Source organism: Mesorhizobium sp. J8 (assembly GCF_016591715.1).
In the GTDB taxonomy this organism is placed as follows: Bacteria; Pseudomonadota; Alphaproteobacteria; order Rhizobiales; family Rhizobiaceae; genus Mesorhizobium.
In genome coordinates this window covers 1,392,281-1,414,161 of the sequence record NZ_AP024109.1, presented here as the reverse complement: position 1 = coordinate 1,414,161, position 21,881 = coordinate 1,392,281, and the positions used below count along the sequence as shown (strand labels likewise).

15 protein-coding genes and 3 pseudogenes are annotated in these 21,881 nt (G+C 59.7%); 11 read left to right on the top strand and 7 right to left on the bottom strand.

Annotated features, from left to right (window positions below):
• Window positions 1–9 precede the first annotated feature (9 nt).
• Entirely contained in the window at window positions 10–1,749 is a 1,740-nt protein-coding gene (locus MJ8_RS06465) for a phospholipase D-like domain-containing protein (protein ID WP_201413613.1), read from the bottom strand.
• Complete coding sequence (locus tag MJ8_RS06460; protein ID WP_412177095.1) at window positions 1,746–5,171, bottom strand: DEAD/DEAH box helicase; 3,426 nt, start codon at window positions 5,169–5,171, stop codon at window positions 1,746–1,748. The genes MJ8_RS06465 and MJ8_RS06460 overlap by 4 nt, the downstream gene beginning before the upstream one ends.
• A 957-nt stretch (window positions 5,172–6,128) precedes the next feature.
• On the opposite strand from MJ8_RS06460, the gene MJ8_RS06455 reads away from it, so the two are divergent.
• Window positions 6,129–8,336, top strand: a complete 2,208-nt coding sequence (locus MJ8_RS06455; protein ID WP_201413612.1) for a P-loop NTPase fold protein — start codon at window positions 6,129–6,131, stop codon at window positions 8,334–8,336.
• 247 nt (window positions 8,337–8,583) lie between these two features.
• Window positions 8,584–9,648: a ParA family protein gene (locus MJ8_RS06450; RefSeq protein ID WP_201413611.1), complete on the top strand. Its 1,065-nt coding sequence runs from the start codon at window positions 8,584–8,586 to the stop codon at window positions 9,646–9,648.
• Between the two features lie 216 nt (window positions 9,649–9,864).
• On the opposite strand, the gene MJ8_RS06445 is transcribed toward MJ8_RS06450, so the two are convergent.
• On the bottom strand, window positions 9,865–10,764 hold the full coding sequence (locus MJ8_RS06445; protein ID WP_225248288.1) for an ImmA/IrrE family metallo-endopeptidase: 900 nt from the start codon (window positions 10,762–10,764) through the stop codon (window positions 9,865–9,867).
• A gap of 2 nt (window positions 10,765–10,766) precedes the next feature.
• Window positions 10,767–11,087, bottom strand: a complete 321-nt coding sequence (locus MJ8_RS06440; RefSeq protein ID WP_201413609.1) for a helix-turn-helix domain-containing protein — start codon at window positions 11,085–11,087, stop codon at window positions 10,767–10,769.
• 260 nt (window positions 11,088–11,347) lie between these two features.
• On the opposite strand from MJ8_RS06440, the gene MJ8_RS06435 reads away from it, so the two are divergent.
• The 4 genes from MJ8_RS06435 to MJ8_RS32635 are packed head-to-tail and all read left to right on the top strand — an operon-like array spanning window position 11,348 to window position 13,863.
• Window positions 11,348–11,695, top strand: coding sequence for a multiubiquitin domain-containing protein (locus MJ8_RS06435; protein WP_201413608.1), 348 nt, complete (start codon window positions 11,348–11,350; stop codon window positions 11,693–11,695).
• A 7-nt stretch (window positions 11,696–11,702) separates the two neighbouring features.
• The gene (locus MJ8_RS06430; RefSeq protein WP_201413607.1) at window positions 11,703–12,116 is read left to right on the top strand and encodes an E2/UBC family protein; all 414 of its coding nucleotides are present in this window, start codon (window positions 11,703–11,705) and stop codon (window positions 12,114–12,116) included.
• Window positions 12,113–13,513 (top strand): HesA/MoeB/ThiF family protein, encoded by a 1,401-nt coding sequence (locus MJ8_RS06425; RefSeq protein WP_201413606.1) that lies wholly within the window; start codon window positions 12,113–12,115, stop codon window positions 13,511–13,513. The genes MJ8_RS06430 and MJ8_RS06425 overlap by 4 nt, the downstream gene beginning before the upstream one ends.
• On the top strand, window positions 13,441–13,863 hold the full coding sequence (locus MJ8_RS32635) for a DUF6527 family protein (protein ID WP_318528207.1): 423 nt from the start codon (window positions 13,441–13,443) through the stop codon (window positions 13,861–13,863). The genes MJ8_RS06425 and MJ8_RS32635 overlap by 73 nt, the downstream gene beginning before the upstream one ends.
• 639 nt (window positions 13,864–14,502) lie before the next feature.
• Here the strand turns inward: MJ8_RS32635 and scpB are convergent.
• Window positions 14,503–15,185 (bottom strand): annotated as a pseudogene (gene scpB / locus MJ8_RS06420) (SMC-Scp complex subunit ScpB).
• Window positions 15,186–15,187: 2 nt separating this feature from the next.
• The gene (locus MJ8_RS06415; protein ID WP_201413605.1) at window positions 15,188–16,144 is read right to left on the bottom strand and encodes a DUF1403 family protein; all 957 of its coding nucleotides are present in this window, start codon (window positions 16,142–16,144) and stop codon (window positions 15,188–15,190) included.
• Between the two features lie 556 nt (window positions 16,145–16,700).
• Here MJ8_RS06415 and MJ8_RS06410 point away from each other — a divergent pair.
• The gene (locus MJ8_RS06410) at window positions 16,701–16,955 is read left to right on the top strand and encodes a helix-turn-helix transcriptional regulator (RefSeq protein WP_225248287.1); all 255 of its coding nucleotides are present in this window, start codon (window positions 16,701–16,703) and stop codon (window positions 16,953–16,955) included.
• On the opposite strand, the pseudogene MJ8_RS32140 reads toward MJ8_RS06410, so the two are convergent.
• Window positions 16,936–17,176, bottom strand: a pseudogene (locus MJ8_RS32140) (integrase); the annotation flags it as partial. The gene MJ8_RS06410 and the pseudogene MJ8_RS32140 overlap by 20 nt on opposite strands.
• 12 nt (window positions 17,177–17,188) lie before the next feature.
• On the opposite strand from MJ8_RS32140, the pseudogene MJ8_RS32705 reads away from it, so the two are divergent.
• The 4 genes and pseudogenes from MJ8_RS32705 to MJ8_RS06395 form a co-directional block, all read left to right on the top strand.
• Window positions 17,189–17,467 (top strand): annotated as a pseudogene (locus MJ8_RS32705) (IS630 family transposase); the annotation flags it as partial.
• A gap of 122 nt (window positions 17,468–17,589) precedes the next feature.
• Window positions 17,590–18,405, top strand: a complete 816-nt coding sequence (locus tag MJ8_RS06405) for a calcium-binding protein (RefSeq protein WP_201413603.1) — start codon at window positions 17,590–17,592, stop codon at window positions 18,403–18,405.
• Window positions 18,406–18,811: 406 nt separating this feature from the next.
• A complete protein-coding gene (locus MJ8_RS06400; RefSeq protein WP_412177107.1) occupies window positions 18,812–20,467 on the top strand; it encodes a type I secretion system permease/ATPase in 1,656 nt (551 codons plus the stop codon).
• The gene (locus MJ8_RS06395) at window positions 20,467–21,774 is read left to right on the top strand and encodes an HlyD family type I secretion periplasmic adaptor subunit (RefSeq protein ID WP_201413602.1); all 1,308 of its coding nucleotides are present in this window, start codon (window positions 20,467–20,469) and stop codon (window positions 21,772–21,774) included. The genes MJ8_RS06400 and MJ8_RS06395 overlap by 1 nt, the downstream gene beginning before the upstream one ends.
• The last annotated feature ends 107 nt before the right edge of the window (window positions 21,775–21,881 follow it).

Here is a 21,881-nt window from a genome sequence, read left to right as displayed (position 1 = left end):
TTTCCGCGGTCATCCACGTTCGGCATCGAATTTTTCCAGCAGTGACGTCGCGAGGTCTGGTCCCTCCAGATAAAGGCCAATTTCATCCAGCAGATTATCCTGAAGACCCGACTGCGAACCCCAGTTCAAACTGCTGACGACGACATGATCGCTGTCCCAGGCCAGAAACTTCGCGTGCAGCTGCGGTTCGGGCACGCCGGTAAGATCGACAATGCCGTGGAGCCGTTCTCGGTGCTTCGTCACATGGCCGCGTTTCACTGGGCCAGAGCGGCGCGAATAGTAGATCTTGACATCGCTCAACCGCCGGCCCGCGACCTCGGCGGGGTCGAACAAAGCTGGCACCATGTTCGCACCGACCTTGTTCGTACAGCAGACGAAGCGTTGTTGCGCGTTGTGGGCCGCGGCGCGCAAGAGGCGTTCGTGGTCAGTGGCATGCAGGATTGTCAGTGTGGCGGCCGGCGCTTGCATCTCTTCAGACGTCGACAGCACGTTTCGCTGGCGCCGCAGTTCGGACGCGACAAACTGAAGCGCTTCCACAGACCGACTGGCACTGGAGAGTTTGGAGACAATCTCGCGGAGCACATCAAGCGCTGCCGCGACCGCGTTATGCTCTCTGAGTTCGGCCGAGACTTCAACGGCCGAGAACGGTGAGTGGAGCCAATTACACGACCCCATCAACACCACCGCACCATCATCGCCATCGTCAGCGATTAGGAACTTTGCATGGCTGTCGACCGGGTCCCGCTGCACCAGGAGATAGCCTCTGGTTAGCCTTGCGGCGGACAAGCGGAGATAGAGCTCCTGCATGGCCGCGGCGTGTTTGGCCCGATCGAGGGAGGTGCCAAAGAATAGGTGGCATCTCACGCCGCGCCTGCATGCATCTTCCAGTGCTCGCACGATGCGTTCCCGGCGATCCCTACCCTTTTCGTCAGATTGCGAAGCCACGAACGTGGAGAGCACGAATATATTGGACTTGGCAGCGCCGACAATCTTCTCGAAGCGCTGCAAATGTTGTTCGGCACCGACGACAAGCTGACCGGCGTCGAATCGAGTCTCGATGGGTATGGGATGCTCCGGCGGCGGTGTCGTGGTCTTCGGTAGAACACCGGTCTTGATCGTCGCTTTGAGGGCTTCGACGAGTTGGTCGCTTGCGCCTTGTGGGAACACGCCAGCTCCGACCTCATTGAGATCGAGAACGAGAAACTTTGCCTCGAGGAAGGAGCTGCTGGCCTGTACGCCACGCAGCCATTCGCCGGGCCTGAGCATGCCGACCATAAACTCGTTCACGCGCTGCATCATAGAGTAGTGCGTCTCAGGTGACTCGCCTTCCGGAAACCGGATGATTGCGCCCTTGGCGGGGAGCTTGGTGATGGAGATCGTATCGACGTCCCTCGTCCTGAAAACGGACAGTCCGACCTTCTCGTATACGACGCTAATGCCGATCTCGCGATCGACCGAGCGTTCAGGAAGTGGGCGCCCTGTGCGTATGAAGTCATGGCCAATGCTGCTGGTGACCAGAACCGGCTGTGGCGACAGCCGGACTTCGACAAGCCCGAACTGCATGAGCCGCGCGACGGTGGAGCCGACCACCTGCCGGGGAATCTTGAGCGTCTGGGAGACATGACTAATTGTTCCCGGACTTCGGTCTAGTGACAGCAGGATCATTTCCTCGACCGGACTCCAGCCCCAGGTTCGCTGGACGATACCGGGAGCCCGATAGTGCCACGCCGGAATGAAAATGTTGTTCATCGCGATAGCCTCCCATGCTCATCGACAGGGATGACGGAGGCACCTTTGCCGACGGACGGAAAGTCGGCTTCAGACAAGCGGGCGATTTCGTCGAGCATTGCCCGCAGAAAGCCGAGTTCGTCGTTCACCGCGTCAGGGTCAATCCCCTCCACCGCGTTCCTGATAAACTGTCGGCTAGTTGCCAGAACAAGCTTGTGCTTGGCCCGACTGAGCAACACGTTCAGGCGCTGAGGGTTCTTGATGAATCCTAGAGCTCTCGTGCCGACGAGGACGTTGTTGCGCACAAGGCTGGCGACGACAACATCGGCCTCACCGCCCTGGAAACTGTCGCTGGTGTAGACGAACTTTCCATCGTCTCGCGGGCTGGCGAAGCCAAACAGGGTGCCCGCGGCCATGTCGATCTGAGGCTTGAGCAGTCGTTCGAGGTGATTGACCTGCGCCAGATACGGAGACAGCACCACGAGCGTTGGTACTGGTTCGCCCTCGCGGATGATGGGACGCAGGTTCTTTAGGGCGGCTAGAACCGCCGTAGCCTCAACCTCGTTTCGATAGGAGCGCTTCGCCGTTTGCTCGAATGCCCGTCTTCTGACCACGCTCAGCGAGGGCACGTCCAGAATAACGACCGGTGAGGCGGGGAATCTTTCGGCGCATTCAACGACCGGCTCGCGAGCCTTCACGCGATCTGAAGACACCAGTAGGCTCTTGTAAAACGTGTTGGAAACTAGCTCGCATATGGCCGGGTGCATACGACTCTGCTCGCGCAACGTTTTGGCGATCATGCTGAGGCGCCCGGTGTCTCCAGCCCTGATTTCTTCTCGCGCGGCAATCGATTTGAAGGGTTCTTCGAGACGAGATGCGATGGCGAGAACGTCGCTGAGCAGGAATGGATCTTCCTTCAGCGCGTCGAGGGCAACCTCAACCTCGCCCGGAAGGTCGGAGATCGCGGCGAGTTTGTCTTTCGCATCACGCAGGAGCTCGCCAGCCCGGCTGGCATCGTAGAACTTCTGGCGATCCGCCGCGTCGAACGGAGACAGCTGATTGTGATCGCCGATCATCACTCTGCGGTTTCCGAGGAGCAAAGCACCGATCAGTTCCGCACCGTTGGCCCGCGCGGCTTCCTCGATGAAGACCCAGTCGAACTGCTCGCCGTCGGCGATCATCTCTTCAAGAATATATGACGACGTGGTTGCTAGCGTCACATCCGATGAGCGCAGCATCAGATTGTCGGTGTCACGCAGGGCGCGGTCCGCGATCGACTGCTCCGAGGTATCCACAGGTTTGAGCGCCTGGATGATCTGATTGAGCTGGTTCGTCATGATCGCGGCACTGGCTGGGTCCGGCTTCGACACGGAGCGCAACAAAGACTGCGAGCTCCGCCGAAGCGTGCTCTCCTTCTCGCTGGAGCGCGATCGCTCGACGCGAACGACGATGGTGGAGGTCGCAGGGAGGAATTTGCGAAGCTCGTCCTCCATGTGGACGAGTGTCTCATGATTCTGGGACGACACGAGGATTCGAGCATCGGGCGTTTGATGCAGGATGCTCTTCACGAGGTGTGAGATCAAAAAGGTCTTACCCACACCGGGAGGCCCGACAACCACATTAATAGATCTGCCGTCGACGATGGACTCCCATGCCTCGATCTTGGATCGCTCCATGTCCGCGTCGACCGGTGGCGGGCCGGGTGCCGCGGTGTCGTGCAATACCTCATCCATCGCAACCTGCGCTGGATCATCCAAAGCTCTCATAAGCTCGATATTGGACCTGGCTGCCACAATATTCTGCAGCCGTCGCCGGATCGCCCGTTCGGCGCCGGTGTCCTTGCGAGGGCGGAGGAAAAGCCGTTTTCCGGCTTGGATCGACAGATTGGTTCCGAAAGCGAACGCGGTTTTCCCTCCGACCAGGCCGCTGCCTTCGTAGCTGAGTTCAGGCACGCGTTCGCGGCCTGTCGCAAGGCGCGCCGTTTGTGACAGCGCCCAGTTTGCTTTTCCGTCGTCGTACTTGAGCTCGCGCCTAAGCGCCTCGGCTGCTGGCCGCAACCCCATCGTTTCGCGCTGAGCATCACGCCCTGCATCATCCCTGGGCGCCAGCCAGACGACGTTCGCCTCAGCGTTGGCCGGTGTGAGCACATCGACCGGATAGAGGCGAAACTGCTCCCTCAGCAGGGTGAAGGCTTCGAGGAGGATCAGAGCGAACCATATTGGAATATCGGTCGTCCCGTCGGCAGACCGGATGGGTTCCAGGGCGTCGCGCCAGCGCTTGGCGCCTGGCCCGAGGTTTTGGACCCGCTCTTCAGCGCTCGCTCGATTTCGGGAGAGATGCAATCGGTGGACGATGTCCACCGCGCCGTACATCCGTTCGTTTGGGCGACGCCGGTGCGCCTCTTCGATCATCCCAACAGAGACGCTCATGATGCGAATATGGTAGATCGCGAGATCCGTCATGAGGCGCGCCGTGTCCTGTCCGGCTGGGACGAGGCGGACGCCGGTCGTCAGCAGATCGTCGTTAACAAACTGCATGATCGCTGCCCCATCCGCTGCGGGTATTGTACCCGAAGAGAGGGCCGGAAAATCGCTCTGAACCACACCCCGCGAGGGATAGAGAACGAGCTCCCCCTCCGAGCTCGAGCCAATCCTATCGAGTTCGATGACGACAGCTCTCAACTCGTCGAGGACGACCGCACCGTCGAACAGTTGAAACTGCGGTGGACTCGCAAGCCTTTCCAGCATTCGGCGCTCGACTGAGAGGAGGGCCGGCGGGTTGTCACCGTCGAGGCCGAGAAGCGTGCCGGCGACTGCGGCCAGGTCGACCCAGTCTTGCCGAAACGAGATCACGGCAGAGGCGCGAAGCAGATGCCCGGACTCTTTGAGATCGCCATCCGAAATGTGGACGCATGCCTCAACGCCCCCGAGCCGATAGTCCGCACTGTCGCCTCGGTGTGAGAATATCGAATGCAGGCTGACGCCGCCGTGCACGATGCCGGCATCGTGACACAGCGCGACGGCTTCTGCGACGCGAACCATATTACGCCAGAAAACACCACGACTTGCGCTCGTCAGATAGCGCCCCTCCCTCCGGCGCTGTGATGCTCCGGAAATTGGGGGCCCGGGGTCCACCATGACGATGGCCAGCTCGTGCTGGTCTTCCGCAACTTCGAGAACCTCGACCAGAACGTCGCGCGCGCGCCGTGACGAGAGCACACGTCGAATTCGCCGCAGCCCGCGGGCGATAATTGCTCGCAGATCATCGTCGAGCGCAGAACCCGTCTTCTTGAACAGGCGCAGCAGGTACGCCTCGCCATCCGCAATGCCGACAGCAGTGCGCAGGTGAGAGTCCCACCCACCGGTCAACGGCGCAAACGAGTCTTCTGCGAATGTGAAACGTGAATCTAGCGGCGGGTTACTCTTCTTCTTGACTGCAGCCATATAGTTCGATCCCATGAATACTTACCGCTTAGCAGATTCGAGGGTGGTCTGCTGTTCGAGATCGCAACAAGCTGGGGATCATACCAAAAAGACGGGGCGTTGAGTTCGGCTTAAAGCGGTGGGGCCTCGGCTTGATGTCGGTTGCGCGAGTTCGCTAAGCAACAGCCTGTGGTAGGGGGTGTGCGTTGATGGTCTCCACGACAGTGGCTGCGAGAGGAAGATGCGTCCTTTCGGCTTCCCAGATCGATCCATATGCAGCGTGTACTCGACGGCCGCAAGCTGTCCACATTCTATGGCCACCCGGTTGCACCGCCGTGACCCGACTCCGTTTGATGGTAGTTGCTTCGGCGCTGTCCGTGCTGTCAGCGTGCGGCTCTGTGACTTTGCCTGCCGCGGTTCGGCTCTCCGACGGGACGTCGATGGTCGGGACGACGACGGCGGCCGTGTCCGGCGGAACCTTCAAGGTAGCCTCGGCTGACGGGTCGCTGAAATGCAGCGGCACCTACAATGCGTTGGACACAACACCCACCATTTCGGTCCCGGTCACCTGTTCCAACGGCAAATTCGGACGCGCCGTCGTAACGCGCGCTCCCGACGGGATGAGTGGATCCGGCTACGTCGAGACCTCGGACGGCCGAACTGGCCAAGTGGCATTTGGCAATAATGCCGATGCGGTTCTCGGACCTCTGGTGCCGACAAGCACCTCTGTTGCGCAATCCGGAGTCGCGGGAGCCGCGCCGCCGGGATCGGCCCAGCAAAACGTGGCCCTGCCCTCTCCCGGCGGCTACTCACCGTCCCTGGGCGGCTCTTCATCGGGATGCGTGTCCCCTAATCAGTTTGGGGCTGTCAGCTGCCTCACGGGCCTCCCGAAAACGAACTACGTTCGCGGGTATTTCCGCAAAAATGGGACCTACGTACGCTCCTATTATCGGAGCCATCGGTAAGCGGCCGCCAAACATGAAACCTACCGACCATTCCGTACGGGGAGACCGCGCCCTGGGCGCCGGCGACAAGGACAAGCTCGGGTTCCGCGAGGTAGCGAAACGGATTGCAGCCTCCTTGGTCGACCGGGCGTCGGAGGACGGGCTGGTCGTTGGACTGGAAGGGGCCTGGGGTTCCGGCAAGTCAAGCCTGCTCTATCTGGTCGGCGAAGAGCTTGAGAATTTACCGCTTGCCCAACGGCCGGCAGTTATCCATTTCAGACCCTGGCTGATCGGCAATCGGGATGCGCTAATCAGCAGCCTATTTACCGAACTGTCTAATCAACTGGATCAGGTTGCGCTGGACGCCGGCGATGCGACGCGCATATCTGCCAAAAAAGCCAAGAAAGCTGGCGACGCCCTCAGGCGTTTCATGTCCGGGTTGAGCAAGACAGGGGATCTGATTGAACTTGCCGGAGATGTTACCGGCGTTGGGCCGCTCAAGTACGTTGGCAAAGGTGTCAAGGCCATCTGGAGAGCCGTGGCCGGAAAAAAGGCGCCGCCGCAATTGGCCTCTCTCAAGGATGGGCTGGTTAAGTCGTTGCGCGATCTTGGTCACCGCTTCGTCGTGACTATTGATGACGTCGATCGATTAGAACCAGCCGAGATCATCGAGATCCTTCGCCTCGTCAAGTCCGTGATCGACCTGCCAAGTATTATCTACGTGCTTTGCTATGATAGCGACGTGCTCAGCCACAGCATCCAGGAAGCGGCCAGTGTGCAAGATGGCGGCGCGTTTTTGGAGAAGATCGTTCAGCTGACGGTCATGGTGCCCAGGCCGGAGACGTTTCAGCTGCGCCAGTGGTTTACGGAGGACCTCCAGCAGCTCGCTGCCGTAAAGGACGAAGACGAACGCGAGCGGCTTCGCCAGGTGATAGATTACGAAGGCGGGCGGCAACTGCGTACGCCCCGATCGGTGGTCCGGGCTCTGGACTCAGTCCGGTTTTTTTGGCCGCCCTTGCGCGAAATCGGCGCTGATCTGGCAGACCTCGTCTGGCTGCAATTGATCAAAGACGGGAATCCAAACCTGTATCGCTGGATTGAAGATTATTGCGGATCGGCCGCAGCGTTGGCCCTAGGGACGGCGCGCATCGAAGACGCGGAAAAGAACCACCAATCGGCGAAGCTGGAAGCGGCGGCCGGGGGAGCTGCGTTCGACGATCACGTATACCGGCATGTGTTTTCAACGCAGTTGCCGGGCCTCATACCCGACTTTTCCAAAGACGGTGCCCCATTCAAGCTGTTTGAAAGGGTGGATGACCGTTCGAGGGACACCGCGATTCAAAAGCGTCGCCTGGCAAGTCCCGATCACTACCGGCTCTATTTTGCCATGGCGAGTCCGTCACACGCCCTTACGCAGGCCGATTACGACGTCATGTGGCGCGCGCTAGCGTCCGATCCGGAGAAGACATCCGCGATGTTGTTAGCGTTGCACCGAGACAATGCGGCTGGATCGCTGAGCAAATGCGACCTGATGGTCGAGCGGATCAAGGGCGGCGCCTATGAAACTTTGGATGCCGGGCAATGCCGCAACCTGCTTATGGCCCTCGCCAACTCAATGGACGAAGCGTTCCGGCTTCGCCCGTTTGACGGGTTCGCATTCAGTTCCCTTTGGGACAGGACCCTCCCCCTGATCCGCCTTGTGTCTTCGCGCCTCGAAGCGGCCGAACGCGATCGCGTGACCGACGACATGTTTGCCACTGGCGCGGCCATCGGTTGGCTCACTTATGTCTTTAGGCGTGAGGTTTTCGCCCATGGCCGATACGGCGACCAGAGCCGCCCTGTTGGCGACCGGTTGTTAGTCACTGAGCACCAATTGGACGCCGCGACGGGCATCATGCTCAAGCGATATGCGGGAATGACCGTCGCGGAAATCCTGCGGTCTCGAAGCGCCCTCGACATCCTGTACGCTTGGCATCAGGCGGGGGATGAAGAAGGGCCGCGCCAAAAGTTGGCTGATCATATCAGATCAGATGAAGGGCTTTTGGAAGTCCTGAAGGGGCTCACATCAGAAATCAGCAGCAGTGACCGCGGGACATTCAAAATTCTGAAAAGACGGGATATTGAACCGTTTCTCGATTTCGAGGACATCATGCAGCGGCTGGGGGCGCTCAAGTCCAAACCGGAATTCAAAAAAACCGCAACCGATATTCAGGACCTGATCGAGGCCGGCAGCAGGTTCTAACCCTTTCGTCCGCCTTAAAACACGTCGACGTGTATGCCTTTGGATCGGTTTGGATGCCTAGCCATCCTTGCGGGTGGTCAGCACTCGTCTACGTTTACCAGTAAGGGTCGCACCCATCCCCAGACCGCGTCGGCCAGTTCGATACCCTCAAAATTCGCTTGAACTTCACCGCCGGCAGTCGAAAAACTCTAACAGTAAGGCTCATTTTTCTGGCAGAGAGAGTGGGAGCCATGTCGGAGCGCGAAATATGTCAGTTTATGCAATTTGGAATAACAAAGGGGGAGTTGGGAAAAGCTACCTGACTTTCCAGATCGCAGCAGAATACGCGCGTACCCACCCGAATGAGAAAGTACTTGTGATCGATTTATGCCCGCAATCGAATTCGTCTAGTATGCTTCTCGGTGGGATCATTGATGGCGAGAGACACTTGGATCAGATTGCCTTGACGGCGGCAGCCCGTCGTAAAACGATCGCGGGATACATCGAAGAAAGAATTTTAAGTCCTTATATGAGCCCGAATGTTGGAGCTTCATATGTATCCCAGGTGCGGCCTTTCAATGATGCAGTTCCAAGTAACCTATATCTGGTCGTCGGCGATGAGGAACTCGAGATTCAAGCCTCTCGTGTCGCGAATGCAACCACACCAGGGCCAGCCGACGCATGGCGAATCGTGCACTTTTGGATATCTGATCTCATAGCGGATATTCGCCGGTCTTGGGGCGTGCAAGATTCGACCGTCTTCATCGACTGCAACCCCAGCTTCACGGTCTACACAGAGCTTGCAATGTCAGCCTCGGACAATCTCATTATCCCCTTCTCAGCAGATGGATCTTCAAAGCGTGCGGTCAAGGCTGTGCTCGCGCTACTCTACGGAATCACCCGCATTGCTGGTGCTCCGCAGTCCCAGTTTTTCCTTGAATCCCAGCGCTGGAGAATGTCGATACCGCGTATCTACAGTTATGTGGGGAACAGACTGACGCAGATGAATTTAGGAGCTGCCGGCGCGTTCAAGACAGTTGTCAATGAGATCGGCGCCGAAATCTGGAACGTTTGGAAGAGCAACCCGAGCTTGTTCGCCATTCACCCGTCCGGCACACAAATTCCTTCCTCCCAGCGGGACTTTCGGCGCATGTTCCAGGCGGAAATCAACGATGCTAATACCGCCTCTGTGATTTCGGGAGCGCTTGGAATCCCGATTATGGGATTGCATGCCGGCACCAAGAATCTTGCCGGCAGAACCATTACAGTAAATCAGTCGCAGCTCGATCGGCAAAAACCTAACATCAGCGACTTTGTGAAAACGATAGTTTGAAGGGAACGTGACGCAGGCCCTGATCGGACAAGTTTGGTTTGGAAAGCGAGTTGCCCATTTTCGTTTGTGCGGCGATGGGCTTCTCTGATTCCGCGTAAGCCGACTGGCACGACAGCCAGGCAGACCGGTAGATTTCTCCAAAACGGATCTCTCACCTGGGCGACACCGACGTACGAGTTCGGCGGACAGCCCTTCCCTCACCGACTGAAAACGCGATTAGAGCTGGCGCTGAAAGACCTCGAAGGCATCCTTTATGCCGAGATCTTCCTCGGATCGTTCGGACCATCGGTCGGCTCCAGAGCCAAGATAGATCAACAACGATAGGGTCATGTCGTGATACTCAGAAAACACGGCCGACTCGAAGACTGGCTCTGTCGGATTCCATATTCCCGCGGCATGCTCGATTTCGGTGAGGCCACTGCGTCGGCCGAGCGCCGCCAGCGACGACTCGGGGACCTGAATTGTCATCTGCCTGGCTTTGAAGAAAACGCCTGATTTGAACAACGCCTCGCTGCCCCAAGACCAGTCGATGAATCCATCCCGACTAACCACCAGCATCGCGCGCCGCTTGGTATCCTTCAACCAATTGAGCACGGCTGCCGTCAACGATACCTCATACCTTTGGCGTAGCGGCTCGAATTGCGCGAGAGTTGGCCGCCGGAAATCCGCGGTTTGCAGTCGGAAGTCGTCAGGCGGCATGAGTACAAAGGAGGCAAAGCGGTTCGCCTCCGACTCCATCTGGCCATAAGCGGAATCCCAACCCCACATATCCCGGCGCGAGCAGTAGAATGGCTTTCCGCTGAGGTGGCGATGCGTGAGATAGTGGCCGAACTCATGGGCCTGGGAAAAATTGATACGGCCCTTGGATGCGTGCCCGGAGTCGAAGAAAATGGCCCACTCATTACGCTTGTCATTTGGAACGAGGGCGCCTTCAAACTTTCCTTGAAAATCCTGGCCTCGCACCAGCGTGATCGGTTCATTCGGAAAAACGTTTCGGGAATAGTCAGGAGCGATCTCCGCGATGCGAACAGGAAACCTTGGCTGCCCGAGTAGCTCTTTTCCCTGCTTGACATATGCCGATACGCGGGAGGCCCATCCGCCCCAAGTCGTCGGCATCTTCACTTCTTTTTGCTCCAGGTGTCGATCATATCCATGATCTTGCTCTTCGTGTCGTCGTCAAGGCGATTGAACTTGCGGAAAAAGGCTTCCTTGACCTGAGCGTCGTCAAATTCTGCCTTATCATCCGTGAGATAGTCAGTCGTCACATCGAGAACGCGAGCTATTTCCACCAATTTTTCAGCCGAGGGCTTCCGCTCGTCGCGATTCTCAAGTTCCCAAAGATAGCTTTTGCTGGCTCCGGAGAGTCGGGCGAGTTCGTCTAGGGAGTAGCCCTTGGCGGTTCGCAATCTTTTGAGCTTCTCGCGGAGCGTCGCCGGCATGCTTTGCAGATTCTCCCAGTGTTTTGAATGGTTTGCGTCGTTCGATGTATACCGCACGGAGACCTGCTTGACAACCGAACGATTCTGTTGTTCGATATGCAGAACAAAAACACACCTTGAAAGCGTATTTGGACGGCTCACGGAAGACCACACGGTAGCACGACTCCAGCACTGGAAGCGACGTGGCGGCAATCAAGGCCAGCATCATTTAGTTAGTCGAGATACCCGCCTGACGGCGAGGCAATAGTTAGGAGAACCACATGACTGAAAACGATCAAGCATCCAGCGGCGGAGTCAGCCAAGGTAAAGGCAACGCCTCCGCCGGGGACAAAGGTGACAATCAAGGGCATGGTGGAAACCAGGGACTCCAGTTTCACCTGATCGTCAATCGCGTCGAACATAACTGGGCGACGGAGACGATCACTGGCGCCGAGATCAGGCATTTGGCCGGCAGCCCGGCAGACTGGGTCGTGAATCAGATCGTACCAGGCCCGGGCGGAGATCCGGAAATCGGCGACGGTCAAGCTGTGCACCTTGACGAAAAGGCTCCGCCTCCCGGGCGCAAGCGGTTTACCACGCGCAAGCCTGCGACTTCTCCTGGCGCGTGAGCAAAACATGTTCCTGCCCGAAGATGATCAGATATACCTCGCGCAGAAATCGCTGCGGTACACGCTTCGAGAAGAGGCTGCGGGTCAGGATATCCGCAGGGGAATAGAGTTTCCCGAATTCGAAGTTCCGGCGAACCTCGCTCGAAAGGTGAACGGCCAGCCTGTTCCGGGTGGCCAGGTCCGCTTGCTAGTCCTCATCCCTCCGGGATATGCAAAAGTGAGGCTGGACAGCTGGTATGTGTCGCCAGGCCTCTTCCACCTGGACGGGCGTGAGGTCGACAGGGCTAACGGACAGCAGGTTCTGTTCGGGGAAAACTGGCAGTTTTGGTCGCGTCATTTGACTGACGGAGAATGGCGCGCCGACATCGACGGACTCGCAACCTACCTCCAATACATCCATTCGGGATTGCGGGCAGCATGACACATTTTAGCCTGCGGATGCTTGAAGACCACCGCCGACGGCTGCGAGAATTGCTGCTTTCCGATGAAAACGAGGCCGCGGCAATGGCGCTATGCGGCCGCTCGCGTATTCACAATCCCTGGAACGGCGAGGTTGACGAACGATTTGTCGTAAGGGAGGTGGTTGCAGTGCCACCCGAGGCATATCACGAGCGTCGACCGGATGGTTTCACGTGGTCGACCGCGCCGTTCTACGGGTTGCTCAAGAGGGCGGAGAGCCAGGATTTAGCAGTGGCGGTGTTTCACTCGCACCCCCGGGGTGTCCTGAAATTCTCGACGCATGATGACGAGTCGGATCAGGCTCTTTTTTCACTCGCTTTCAATCGCCTCGAAAGCCGGCGGCCGCATCTATCGGTTATCATGGATCGCGACGGAGCTTTCGTCGGGCGCGTGTTCGGCCCCGAACTTCGGCCTGAGATTTTCTCGGACATTGTGGTGATCGGCGAACGTTGGGATTTCGGTGCGGCAGTTGGGGATTCGAATACGGCAGAGTTGGACCGCCAACGTCGCGCTTTCGGTGCCCGGACGTCCGGCCAGCTAGCCAAGCTAAAGATAGGAATCGTCGGTCTGGGTGGCACTGGTTCCGCCGTGGCGGCCCTTGTATCGCGAATCGGCGCGCGGCACCTAGCGCTGATCGATCCGGATCGAGTCGAAGACACGAACCTTGGCCGTCTCCACTTTGCGACCCGCTATGATGCCAATCTAAGACGCCTGAAGGTCGACGTTGTCGGAGAGGGGATCGCTGAGTTGGGGCTGCCCACCAGCATCGTTCGTTTGCCGCACTTCGATTCCCACCCTGAGGCTCTGGCGGCGTTGCGCGCCTGCGACGTAGTTTTCGGTTGCACCGACGATCATCTTGGGCGGGAGGTGCTGAATCGGCTAGCCCATTTCTACTACGTTCCTGTTATCGATCTCGGGCTTCTGATCGAACCGAACGATCAGGGTGGCTACGACACCTTCGACGGACGTGTGACGGTTGTTCAACCAGGCTACCCATGTCAGACGTGCCGAGGCCTGATCAAGGATGAGCAGATGTTCCTGGACAGCCTGCGACGGGACGACGAACTTCTGGCCGCACGACAGCAAGCTGGGTATGTGACGGGCAACCCTGACCCCAACCCTGTCGTGGTGACCTTCACGACAGAGGTCGCTGCAATGGCCGTCAATGAACTCTTTCACCGCCTGAACGGATTTCGCGGGCCTGATGAGCATGCTTCCGAACGGGTGCGGTCTTTCAGATATCTGAAGGATTCGGACACGCTCCCACAGGGCAAGTCTAAACCCGAATGCAAGATCTGCGGCCGCCGGCATTACGATGGACGCGGCGACATGACACCGTTGCTGGATCTGGTGCTGTGATGAAGTTCCGACTGCCTCTATCGTGGGTCGAATGGCTTGGCGCGTGTCGTGTTTTGCAGCGCCCTCATTTTCTGGCGTGCGAAGTACCGGAGGCTCCTGACGTGCTCGCACCTGGGATGCTTTATCACGAGGTCCGCGACGGCTATCCCAAATGGGCCCACCTGGCATGTCCTCGCTGCGGCGAACATATCCAGCTACAGACGGCAGAGGCGCGGCAACGATGGACCTTGCGTATCGACTGGCTGAACCGCCCGACCGTTTCGCCTTCGATCTGGGAGACCCAGAGCTGCGGAGCTCACTTCTTCGTACGGAGCGGCCAGCTTTTGTGGACTGCTGACGACCGTCGTTAGCGAGGACGTGCCTCCGTGGCCGTGGAGTACAGCGGGATCGTGAGCAGAAGCGGCTACTGATCCGTTGAGGCTTGCTCGTCGAGGCCATTTCTTGGCAGCCAATTTTAAGCCGACCGGGCACCCACAACACCGTTCTATCCCGCCCGAGGCGTATGCTCAGGCCGCGTCGACGAACACCCTTGCCAAAGACATAGTTGTCGACGCGCCACTCGACACCACGCTTGCTCGAGCACGCCAAAGCGGCCAAGGTTACTTTGCGCCCTCTACGTGTTTGATGTCATGCCTCCAAGGCAATTGTTTAACAATCTGTTGCAAAATTTCACGCCCGGGACAGGCCTCGGCGAAACGCCGTTTTGTTTCTCAGACTTCGGGAGGAGAGGCCCGTCATCTCCGAAGTCGCGGCGCAGGTCGGCGGCCAGGTGATCCAATGACGCGTCCCCCAGTGAGCGTCGCTTTGTCTGTTCAAGATGTCGCGGCCAATGGCGCGAAAGCACAGGAAGCAGTGCTGCTCCCAGCGAAAACGTGCACGGCAGCTTGGCGTGGGTCCCAACTTTTGCCCTCCGTCGCGCTAGACGCTCGAGGTTACCTCCGGCGGACCGTCGGCATATCCACCGCAAAGGCGCTTCGCGCGCCATCATTTTACCTAACCCGATCCTCATCCCGATCGGAAAACGCGGGCATGACGTCGCCCGCCAAGAGCTTTTCTTTCGACAGCAGCCCGGCGTCCTCGAGCGCTTCGAAATCCGGCAGCTGGCGCAGCGTGTCGAGCCCGAACTGTGACAGGAAGTTTTTCGTCGTCACATAGGTGTAGGGCGCGCCCGGCTGCGGGCTGCGCGGTCCCGAGGCGATGAGGTCCTGCGCGCGCAACACGCCGATCAGGTCGCGCGACACCTCCTTGCCGAAGAAGCTCGACAGATCGGCGCGCGTGATCGGCTGGAAATAGGCGATGCACATGAGGACGAGGGCCTCCGACTGCGACAGCTCTTTGTCCCCTGCCCCGCAGGGGTGCCCAAGGCGGCGTGGATGGCGTCGCCAAAGAGTTTCTTGGTCCGGTGCTGCCAACCGCCGGCGACGGAAACCAACTCGTAGGGGCGGCCGGCGAGCTCGGCGCGGATGTCGTCGATGACCAGGTCGAGATTGCAGTTTTTTCCCACCACCCGCGCCAGCACGTCGCGCGGCACCGGTTCATTTGCCGCAAAGATCACCGCTTCGACGCGGCCCGTCCACTCGCGCCAGCGCAGTTCTGGCGGCAGGTGCTCGAGCTCGGTGTCCAGCAGCACCGGCTGTTCGTTCGGCTTGCGGCGGACGGAGGCTTGGCTCATCGCTACAGCCCAAACAGCCGGAAGGTCGGACGGCCGGAGAGCTCGCGCACGGCCCCGAGGTGCTGGAGGCGCTCGAACAGCCGCCGCGCCGCAAAGCGCGACAGGTTCTTTGTCACAAGCGATCCGGCCACGGCATCTTCATTCAGGAGCAAAACGATCACGTCGCCGGCTCCCTTGGCGCGCAGTTGGGGCGCCACCGCCAGCAGTTTTTCAGCGCGGCGCGACAACTCGGCCGCCAACCGACAAGCCTCGGCCGCTCCCTGAACCAGCGCGACGCAGACCGCGCGCTCAAAACCCTTTTGCCAGGGTCGGATGCGCGCGCCGCCGCCGGCCTCGGCGCGGAAGACCGGCCCAAAAGCCCGCGCTATCAACAGCGGCAACGGCCGAGGCCAGCGCAAGTCCCGCGCCAGCACCAGGTCGGCGAGCCACCAGGCAAACAGCTCGGCATCGGGCCGCATGGCGACGACGTGCGCGGCGATCGCCGCCGCCGCGAACGGCGCCGGGCGTTGGGAGCCCGCCAGTTGCTCGATCTGCGCGCAGAGGTCGGTGAGAGCCTCATTGTCCCAGGCGAGCCCGAGCATCTCGGTCACTTTTGCCAGCCGATCGGCGCTGATCGCCGGCGGCTGCAGCACCAACTGGCGCCAGGCGCCAAAAATGGTGCCGGCCGGACCCGGATCGGCGCCGGCCGGGCAAAGCTGCCAGGCATCGCGCAGCGCGGCTTCATCCTCGGCGCGGCCGGCGAGCCGCATCGAGGCGGCGGCACAGTCGAGCGCCAGCCGCTGGCGCCAGGCGCCGGCCCAAGCAGGTTGCGCGCGGGCAAGCGTGTCCAGCGAAGCCAGTGCGGCTCCCGCCTGGAAGGCGGCGGCCGCGTCACTGGGCGCGTCCCGGCCTAGCGCCCAGGCCGGAACGGTGGGCGGCGTGAGGACGGACGTAGCGATCGCTGGATCGAGGCGAATCATGCTTTCGAGGGTAAAGCGGCGGTGCGCTTTATGCCATCTCTTCCGTCTCAAAACGCACAGCCTGTCGCGCAACTAAAACGAATGATAATGTTGCCTTATCAGTCACTTAGCTTCCCGCCTCAACGCTGTGTCTGTGGCTGCGCACAGCCCCTTTCAATGTCAGATAGTCGAGAATTCACGTTCATCGAGCGGATCGGGCGGGACTGTGTAGTAGAAGTCGTCGGTTTCCGTCGGGTCGGACGGATGCGTCGAGCCAAGGAGGCGCGAGTCTGGAGCGATCGTTAATCGTCGTTCCAGCCTTCCGGCTTTAAATCGTAGATGCGGCGCGTGAGACGGTCCAAAGTGATTTGGTCTGCTCGTCTGCGGAGAGGATGTGTGGTCGCAATTGAGGGCTGTACCAGACTCCTCGAGGTTGCGTGATTGTTGACCACCAGTAAGCAAGCTACCGGTCACGCATATGGTCAAACAACTACCGTCTTCTGAACTCGACATATCCGGTCGGACCGGGCAGCCGGAGCCACTTCCCGTTCTGCCCCACCTTGCGTCGCGACCAGTCGTGCGAACTATACGCCGGTCGCAGTTGAAGGAAATCGTTCCGCTATCCGACACGACCATTTATGAGATGGAACAACGTGGCGAGTTCCCGCGACGGTTCAATCTCACCCCCCGCTGCGTCGTCTGGGACTTGGCAGAAGTCGAAGCTTGGATAGAGCAGCAGCGGAACGCATCATCTGCCGGCAGGACCCAGCTCTCCAATGCTCCCGACGTAAGACTGCGAAAGGCGAGACCTGTTAAGTCGGATCAAGAGTAATCGCCGCGTCCAAGGCCGGCTGAAGTGCGGGCGTGTGCTTCTTCCCTGCCGCCCACGTATCAATCATATCGGCCCATTTTGCAGCATTGGCGACGCTGCGGCTCATACTCGGCCCTGTTGTAGACACCACGTGATGAGCGGCTGTCTTCGTGAGCGAGGCATTTTTCGATCCAGTCCCGATTGAATCCGGTTTCGTTTAACAGCGTTGAGCCAGTGCGGCGTGCCGCGAGTGATTAGTTGAGCGCTGCCGCAATGAGGCCTTCACCTTCCGTGGCCTTGCCGCGGAAACTGGCCGAGCGCGGCTGAAGGTGGGTTTGGGCGTTCGTTCACGACGAGAAGCTCAGTATAAAGACGCTAGTAGTCACCGCCGAACAGAGGCGCCTCCGACATCGCGCGGCCGGCGTCAGCAATGGTTGAAGTATCGCCGACGGATCGACCCTTCCCGTCTGGTGTTCATCGATGAGACCTGGACCAAGACCAACATGGCGCCGTTGCGCGTCTGGGCGAACCGCACGAGGATACATCCGCTATCTCGATGTGTTCTATCCAAACAATCAATTACTCTCATTGTCCGATAAGGCATATGGATGAGTTTAATGGCGGACGTGGTGCTGTTTCATAAGGTGGATTCACAATGGAAAAGGTAATTTCAGGCGGCCAGGGTAGCAACAGTCTCTTTGGCAGCAATGGCGATGATCTAATGCTCGATCCGACGGGAGACGACTGGATCGATGGTGGTTTCGGCAACGACTCCATCTCTGCCGGCGAGGGCAATGACAGGGTATTCGGTGGCGTGGGCAATGACCGGGTCTTCGGCGACGAGGGTAACGACTACCTCTACGGCGACATGGGCCGCGATAAACCGCGCATTCTAGCTGCGAACATCCTCGGTGCGGATAACGACAAGCTCTACGGCGGCGCCGGCGACGACGCCCTCTTCGCGGGCGACGGTAGAGACAATCTGACGGGGGGTGCCGGTCAGGATACCTTCGTGTTCCAGTTCCACAACCCGCAGGGCGGGGTCGATAAAAACTTTGGGCCAAACCCTGACCACACCACCATTGTGGATTTTGACCCATCGCAGGATACTTTCACCTTCGATGCGGTAGGTCTTGGCAGCGATGGTGTTGAAGCTAATTTCGTTAATCACGCGACGCGTGGCAATCACGTGGACACCTTCTACAGCGGCCCCGCCAATGGCGCGAACGGGGAGCATGTCGTAGTGATCACTCATCACAGTTTTGCCGATGGCTCGGCCGCAGCCAAGGGTATCTCCGGCGAGGCTGCAGGCGATATCATTGCCTATTTCAATTATAACACCATGACGGCGGAACTGGGTTATGTTACCTCCGAGAACAACGTGGACGACTTCGCGCACCTTGGCAACGTGCAAAGCTTGCTCGACCTGGCCGACCTGAGCCTGACCGCGTCGGATTTCAGGTTCTGCTGATGCGGAAAACCACTTTGGCGCTCCAGACGCCGAGTCCGACAACCATTCCGTTCTCACCAAGCTTTTTCAACGCCAGCGTGTCCACGACGCCCTTGCACTGTTAATCCGCGATCGCGAGGCAACTTCTCATTGGCAAATGCTTGTCGAGTTGCTCCAGCCAGCTATTGGGGCCCATTGCGTCCCATCTTCAACACAGGTTGCCTTCAGTGCCCAGCAATGTTGTTACTCTGAAGAACGTTGCTCTGGCGAACCTGCATCAGGACGACTTCCACTACGTCGCCGCCTGAGAGTCTGAACTGGAACTCAGGTGACGGTGACGACGCAACTCAGGTCCGTCAAGCCGCCGCGAGCCACGCTTGCGGCAATTCTGGCATCGTTCAAACGGGCGTTCTCAGGCGTGGCCCTGATGAGCGGCGTGGTCAACGTGCTCGCACTGACTGGCTCGTTCTTCATGCTGCAGGTCTATGACCGCGTCATTCCGGGCCGCAGCGTGGCGACGCTTGTCGGGCTCGCCATCTTTGCGACGATGCTTTTCATTTTCCAGGGCATCCTCGAGTTGATCCGGTCGCGACTCCTGGTGCGCATCGGCATGGCGCTCGATCAGCGCATGAGCGGCACGGTCTACGCCGCCCTCATGCGCCTGCCGCTGCGCACCAAGCTGGCCGGCGACGGCCTGCAGTCGCTGCGCGATCTCGACCAGGTCCGGTCATTCCTCTCCAGCGCCGGGCCGACCGCGCTTTTCGATCTGCCGTGGATGCCGCTCTATCTCGGAATCTGCTTTCTCTTCCATTTCTGGATCGGCGTGACGGCCCTGGCCGGCGCCGTCATCCTGTTCGGGCTGACGCTGCTTGCCGAGGCCAGGACCCGGGAGCCGGCCAAGAAGGCAAACAGGCAGGCCGCAGCGCGCAACACGCTGGCCGAGGCGACGCGCCGCAATGTCGAGGCCCTGCAGGCGATGGGCTTCGGCTCGCGCATCGCCGAACGCTGGTCAGGCGTCAATGCCGACTATCTTGACACCAATGCGAAGGCCAGTGATCTGGCTGGCACGCTTGGGACGATATCGAAAATCCTGCGCATGATGTTGCAGTCGGCAATCCTGGCGATCGGCGCCTATCTCGTCATCCGTCAGGAAGCGACGGGCGGCATCATGATCGCCAGCTCGATCATGATGGGACGGGCGCTGGCGCCGATCGAACTCGCGATCGCGCATTGGAAGAGCTTTGTCAGCGCCAGGCAGGCATGGACCCGGCTTAGCCAGCTTTTGGCGTTGCTTCCCGAGACCTCGACAAGCGTTTCATTGCCGGCGCCGGCGTCCAACCTTGCCATTGAGAGCATCAGTGTCACGCTGCCGGATGAGCGCCGGCTGGTCGTTCAGGATGCGGTCTTCGCATTGGAGAAGGGGGAAGGTCTCGGCATTATCGGGCCGAGCGCCTCCGGCAAATCCTCGCTGGTTCGGGCAATTGCCGGAATATGGCAGCCGGCGCGCGGCACCGTCAGGCTGGATGGAGCGGCGCTCGATCAGTGGTCGCCAGACGAATTGGGCAAGCATATAGGCTACCTGCCGCAGGATGTGCAGCTGTTCGATGGCACGATTGCCGAAAACATAGCCCGCTTCGAGCCGCAGGCGCCGTCGGACAAAATATTGGCGGCCGCGCGCGCAGCGGGCGTACACGATCTGGTCATTCATCTGCCGGATGGCTACGAAACGCGGATCGGCGAAGCCGGCTCGACGCTCTCGGCCGGCCAGCGACAGCGGGTGGCGCTCGCGCGGGCTCTGTATGGCGACCCCTTTCTTGTCATTCTCGACGAACCGAATTCCAATCTCGATGCCGAGGGCGAAGCAGCACTGACGGAAGCGATTCAGGGGGTTCGGGCGCGCGGTGGCATTGCGGTCGTCGTAGCGCACCGGCCGAGCGCCTTGGCGAGTCTCGACCAGGTCCTGGTCATGGCGAATGGCCGAGTCCAGGCATTCGGGCCGAAGAACGAGGTCCTGAACAAGGTTACCCGAACGGAAGGCGTTCCCCCGAAAGGCGTGCCGATGGACGAAGAGACTGCATCCTGATGGCCACCGACGTTCAGGCAATCGAAAGAACCATTCACCGTTATTTGATTGGTGGGGTTGCGGCGTGCCTTCTTCTGGTCGGCGGCGGCGGAGGGCTCGCAGCCGTCACGGAGCTTTCCGGCGCGGTGATCGCGTCCGGCACGCTGGTAGTCGATTCCAGCGTCAAGAAGGTCCAGCATCCGACCGGGGGCGTGGTCGGGCAGATTCTCGTCCGAGAAGGCGACGCCGTCAGATCCGGCGACGTGTTGGTTCGCCTAGACGAAACCGTCACGCGCGCCAATCTGGCGATCGTCACCAGGGATCTGGATGAATTCGAGGCCCGCCTCGCGCGCCTCGAAGCCGAGCGGGATGGCCAGGAGAAGATTTCATTTCCCCCTTCGTTGACGTCACGCCCGGACAACCCTGCAAAAGCAAGCGCGATGGCCGGCGAGCAGTCGCTGTTTGAATTTCGCCGGCAGGCGCGAGCCGGCCAAAAGGCGCAGTTGGAGGAGCGCATCGCTCAGCTTTCCGAGGAAAGCTCCGGCCTTACCGAGCAGCGGGTCGCAAAGAGCCAGGAAATCGAATTGATCGGGATCGAGCTCGAGAGCGTCCGCAGCCTCTGGAGGCAGAAGCTCGTCTCGATCGATCGCCTGACCGCGCTCGAGCGGGATGCGGTTCGGCTCAAGGGCGAGCACGGTCAGCTCACCGCCTCAATTGCCCAGGCTAAGGGGCGCATTGTTGAAACTAGGCTGCAGATCATTCAGGTCGACCAGGATCTGCGCAAGGAAGTCGCGACCGAGCTTCGCGACGTCCAGAGCAAGATATCCGAATTCGTCGAGCGCAGGGTCTCGGCCGAGGATCAGCTGAAGCGTATCGATTTGCGCAGTCCGCAGGACGGCGTTGTGCATCAGCTTGCCGTCCACACCGTGGGCGGCGTGATCGCTCCTGGCGAAGTGGTCATGCTCATCGTACCGGTAGCGGATGACCTGACAGTCGAGGCGCGGATAGCTCCGCAAGATATCGATCAACTGAAGCTCGGCCAGGAAGCAGGGCTGAAATTCTCGGCGTTCAACCAACGCGTCACGCCTGAGCTCAACGGCAATGTCAAAGAGATAGCCGCGGACCTCAGTCTCGATGAGCGCAGCGGAGCAGGTTTTTACTCCGTCCGCATCGGTATCGCCCGCCCGGAGCTGAAGAAGCTGAAAGGCCTGACCCTGGCGCCGGGTATGCCGGTCGAGGTGTTCTTCTCGACAGGCAACCGCACAATGCTTTCCTATCTGGTCAAACCGTTGGCTGATCAGATCGACCGAGCCTTCAGGGAGGAGTAAATGGTGTGCTCGTCGTCGAAAGCGATTCTCGCTCCCGCTAGGTCCGACTGGGGACCGGTAACTTCTCCTGGGTCGAATACGGCTTGTTAGGCCCGACCAATCCATGA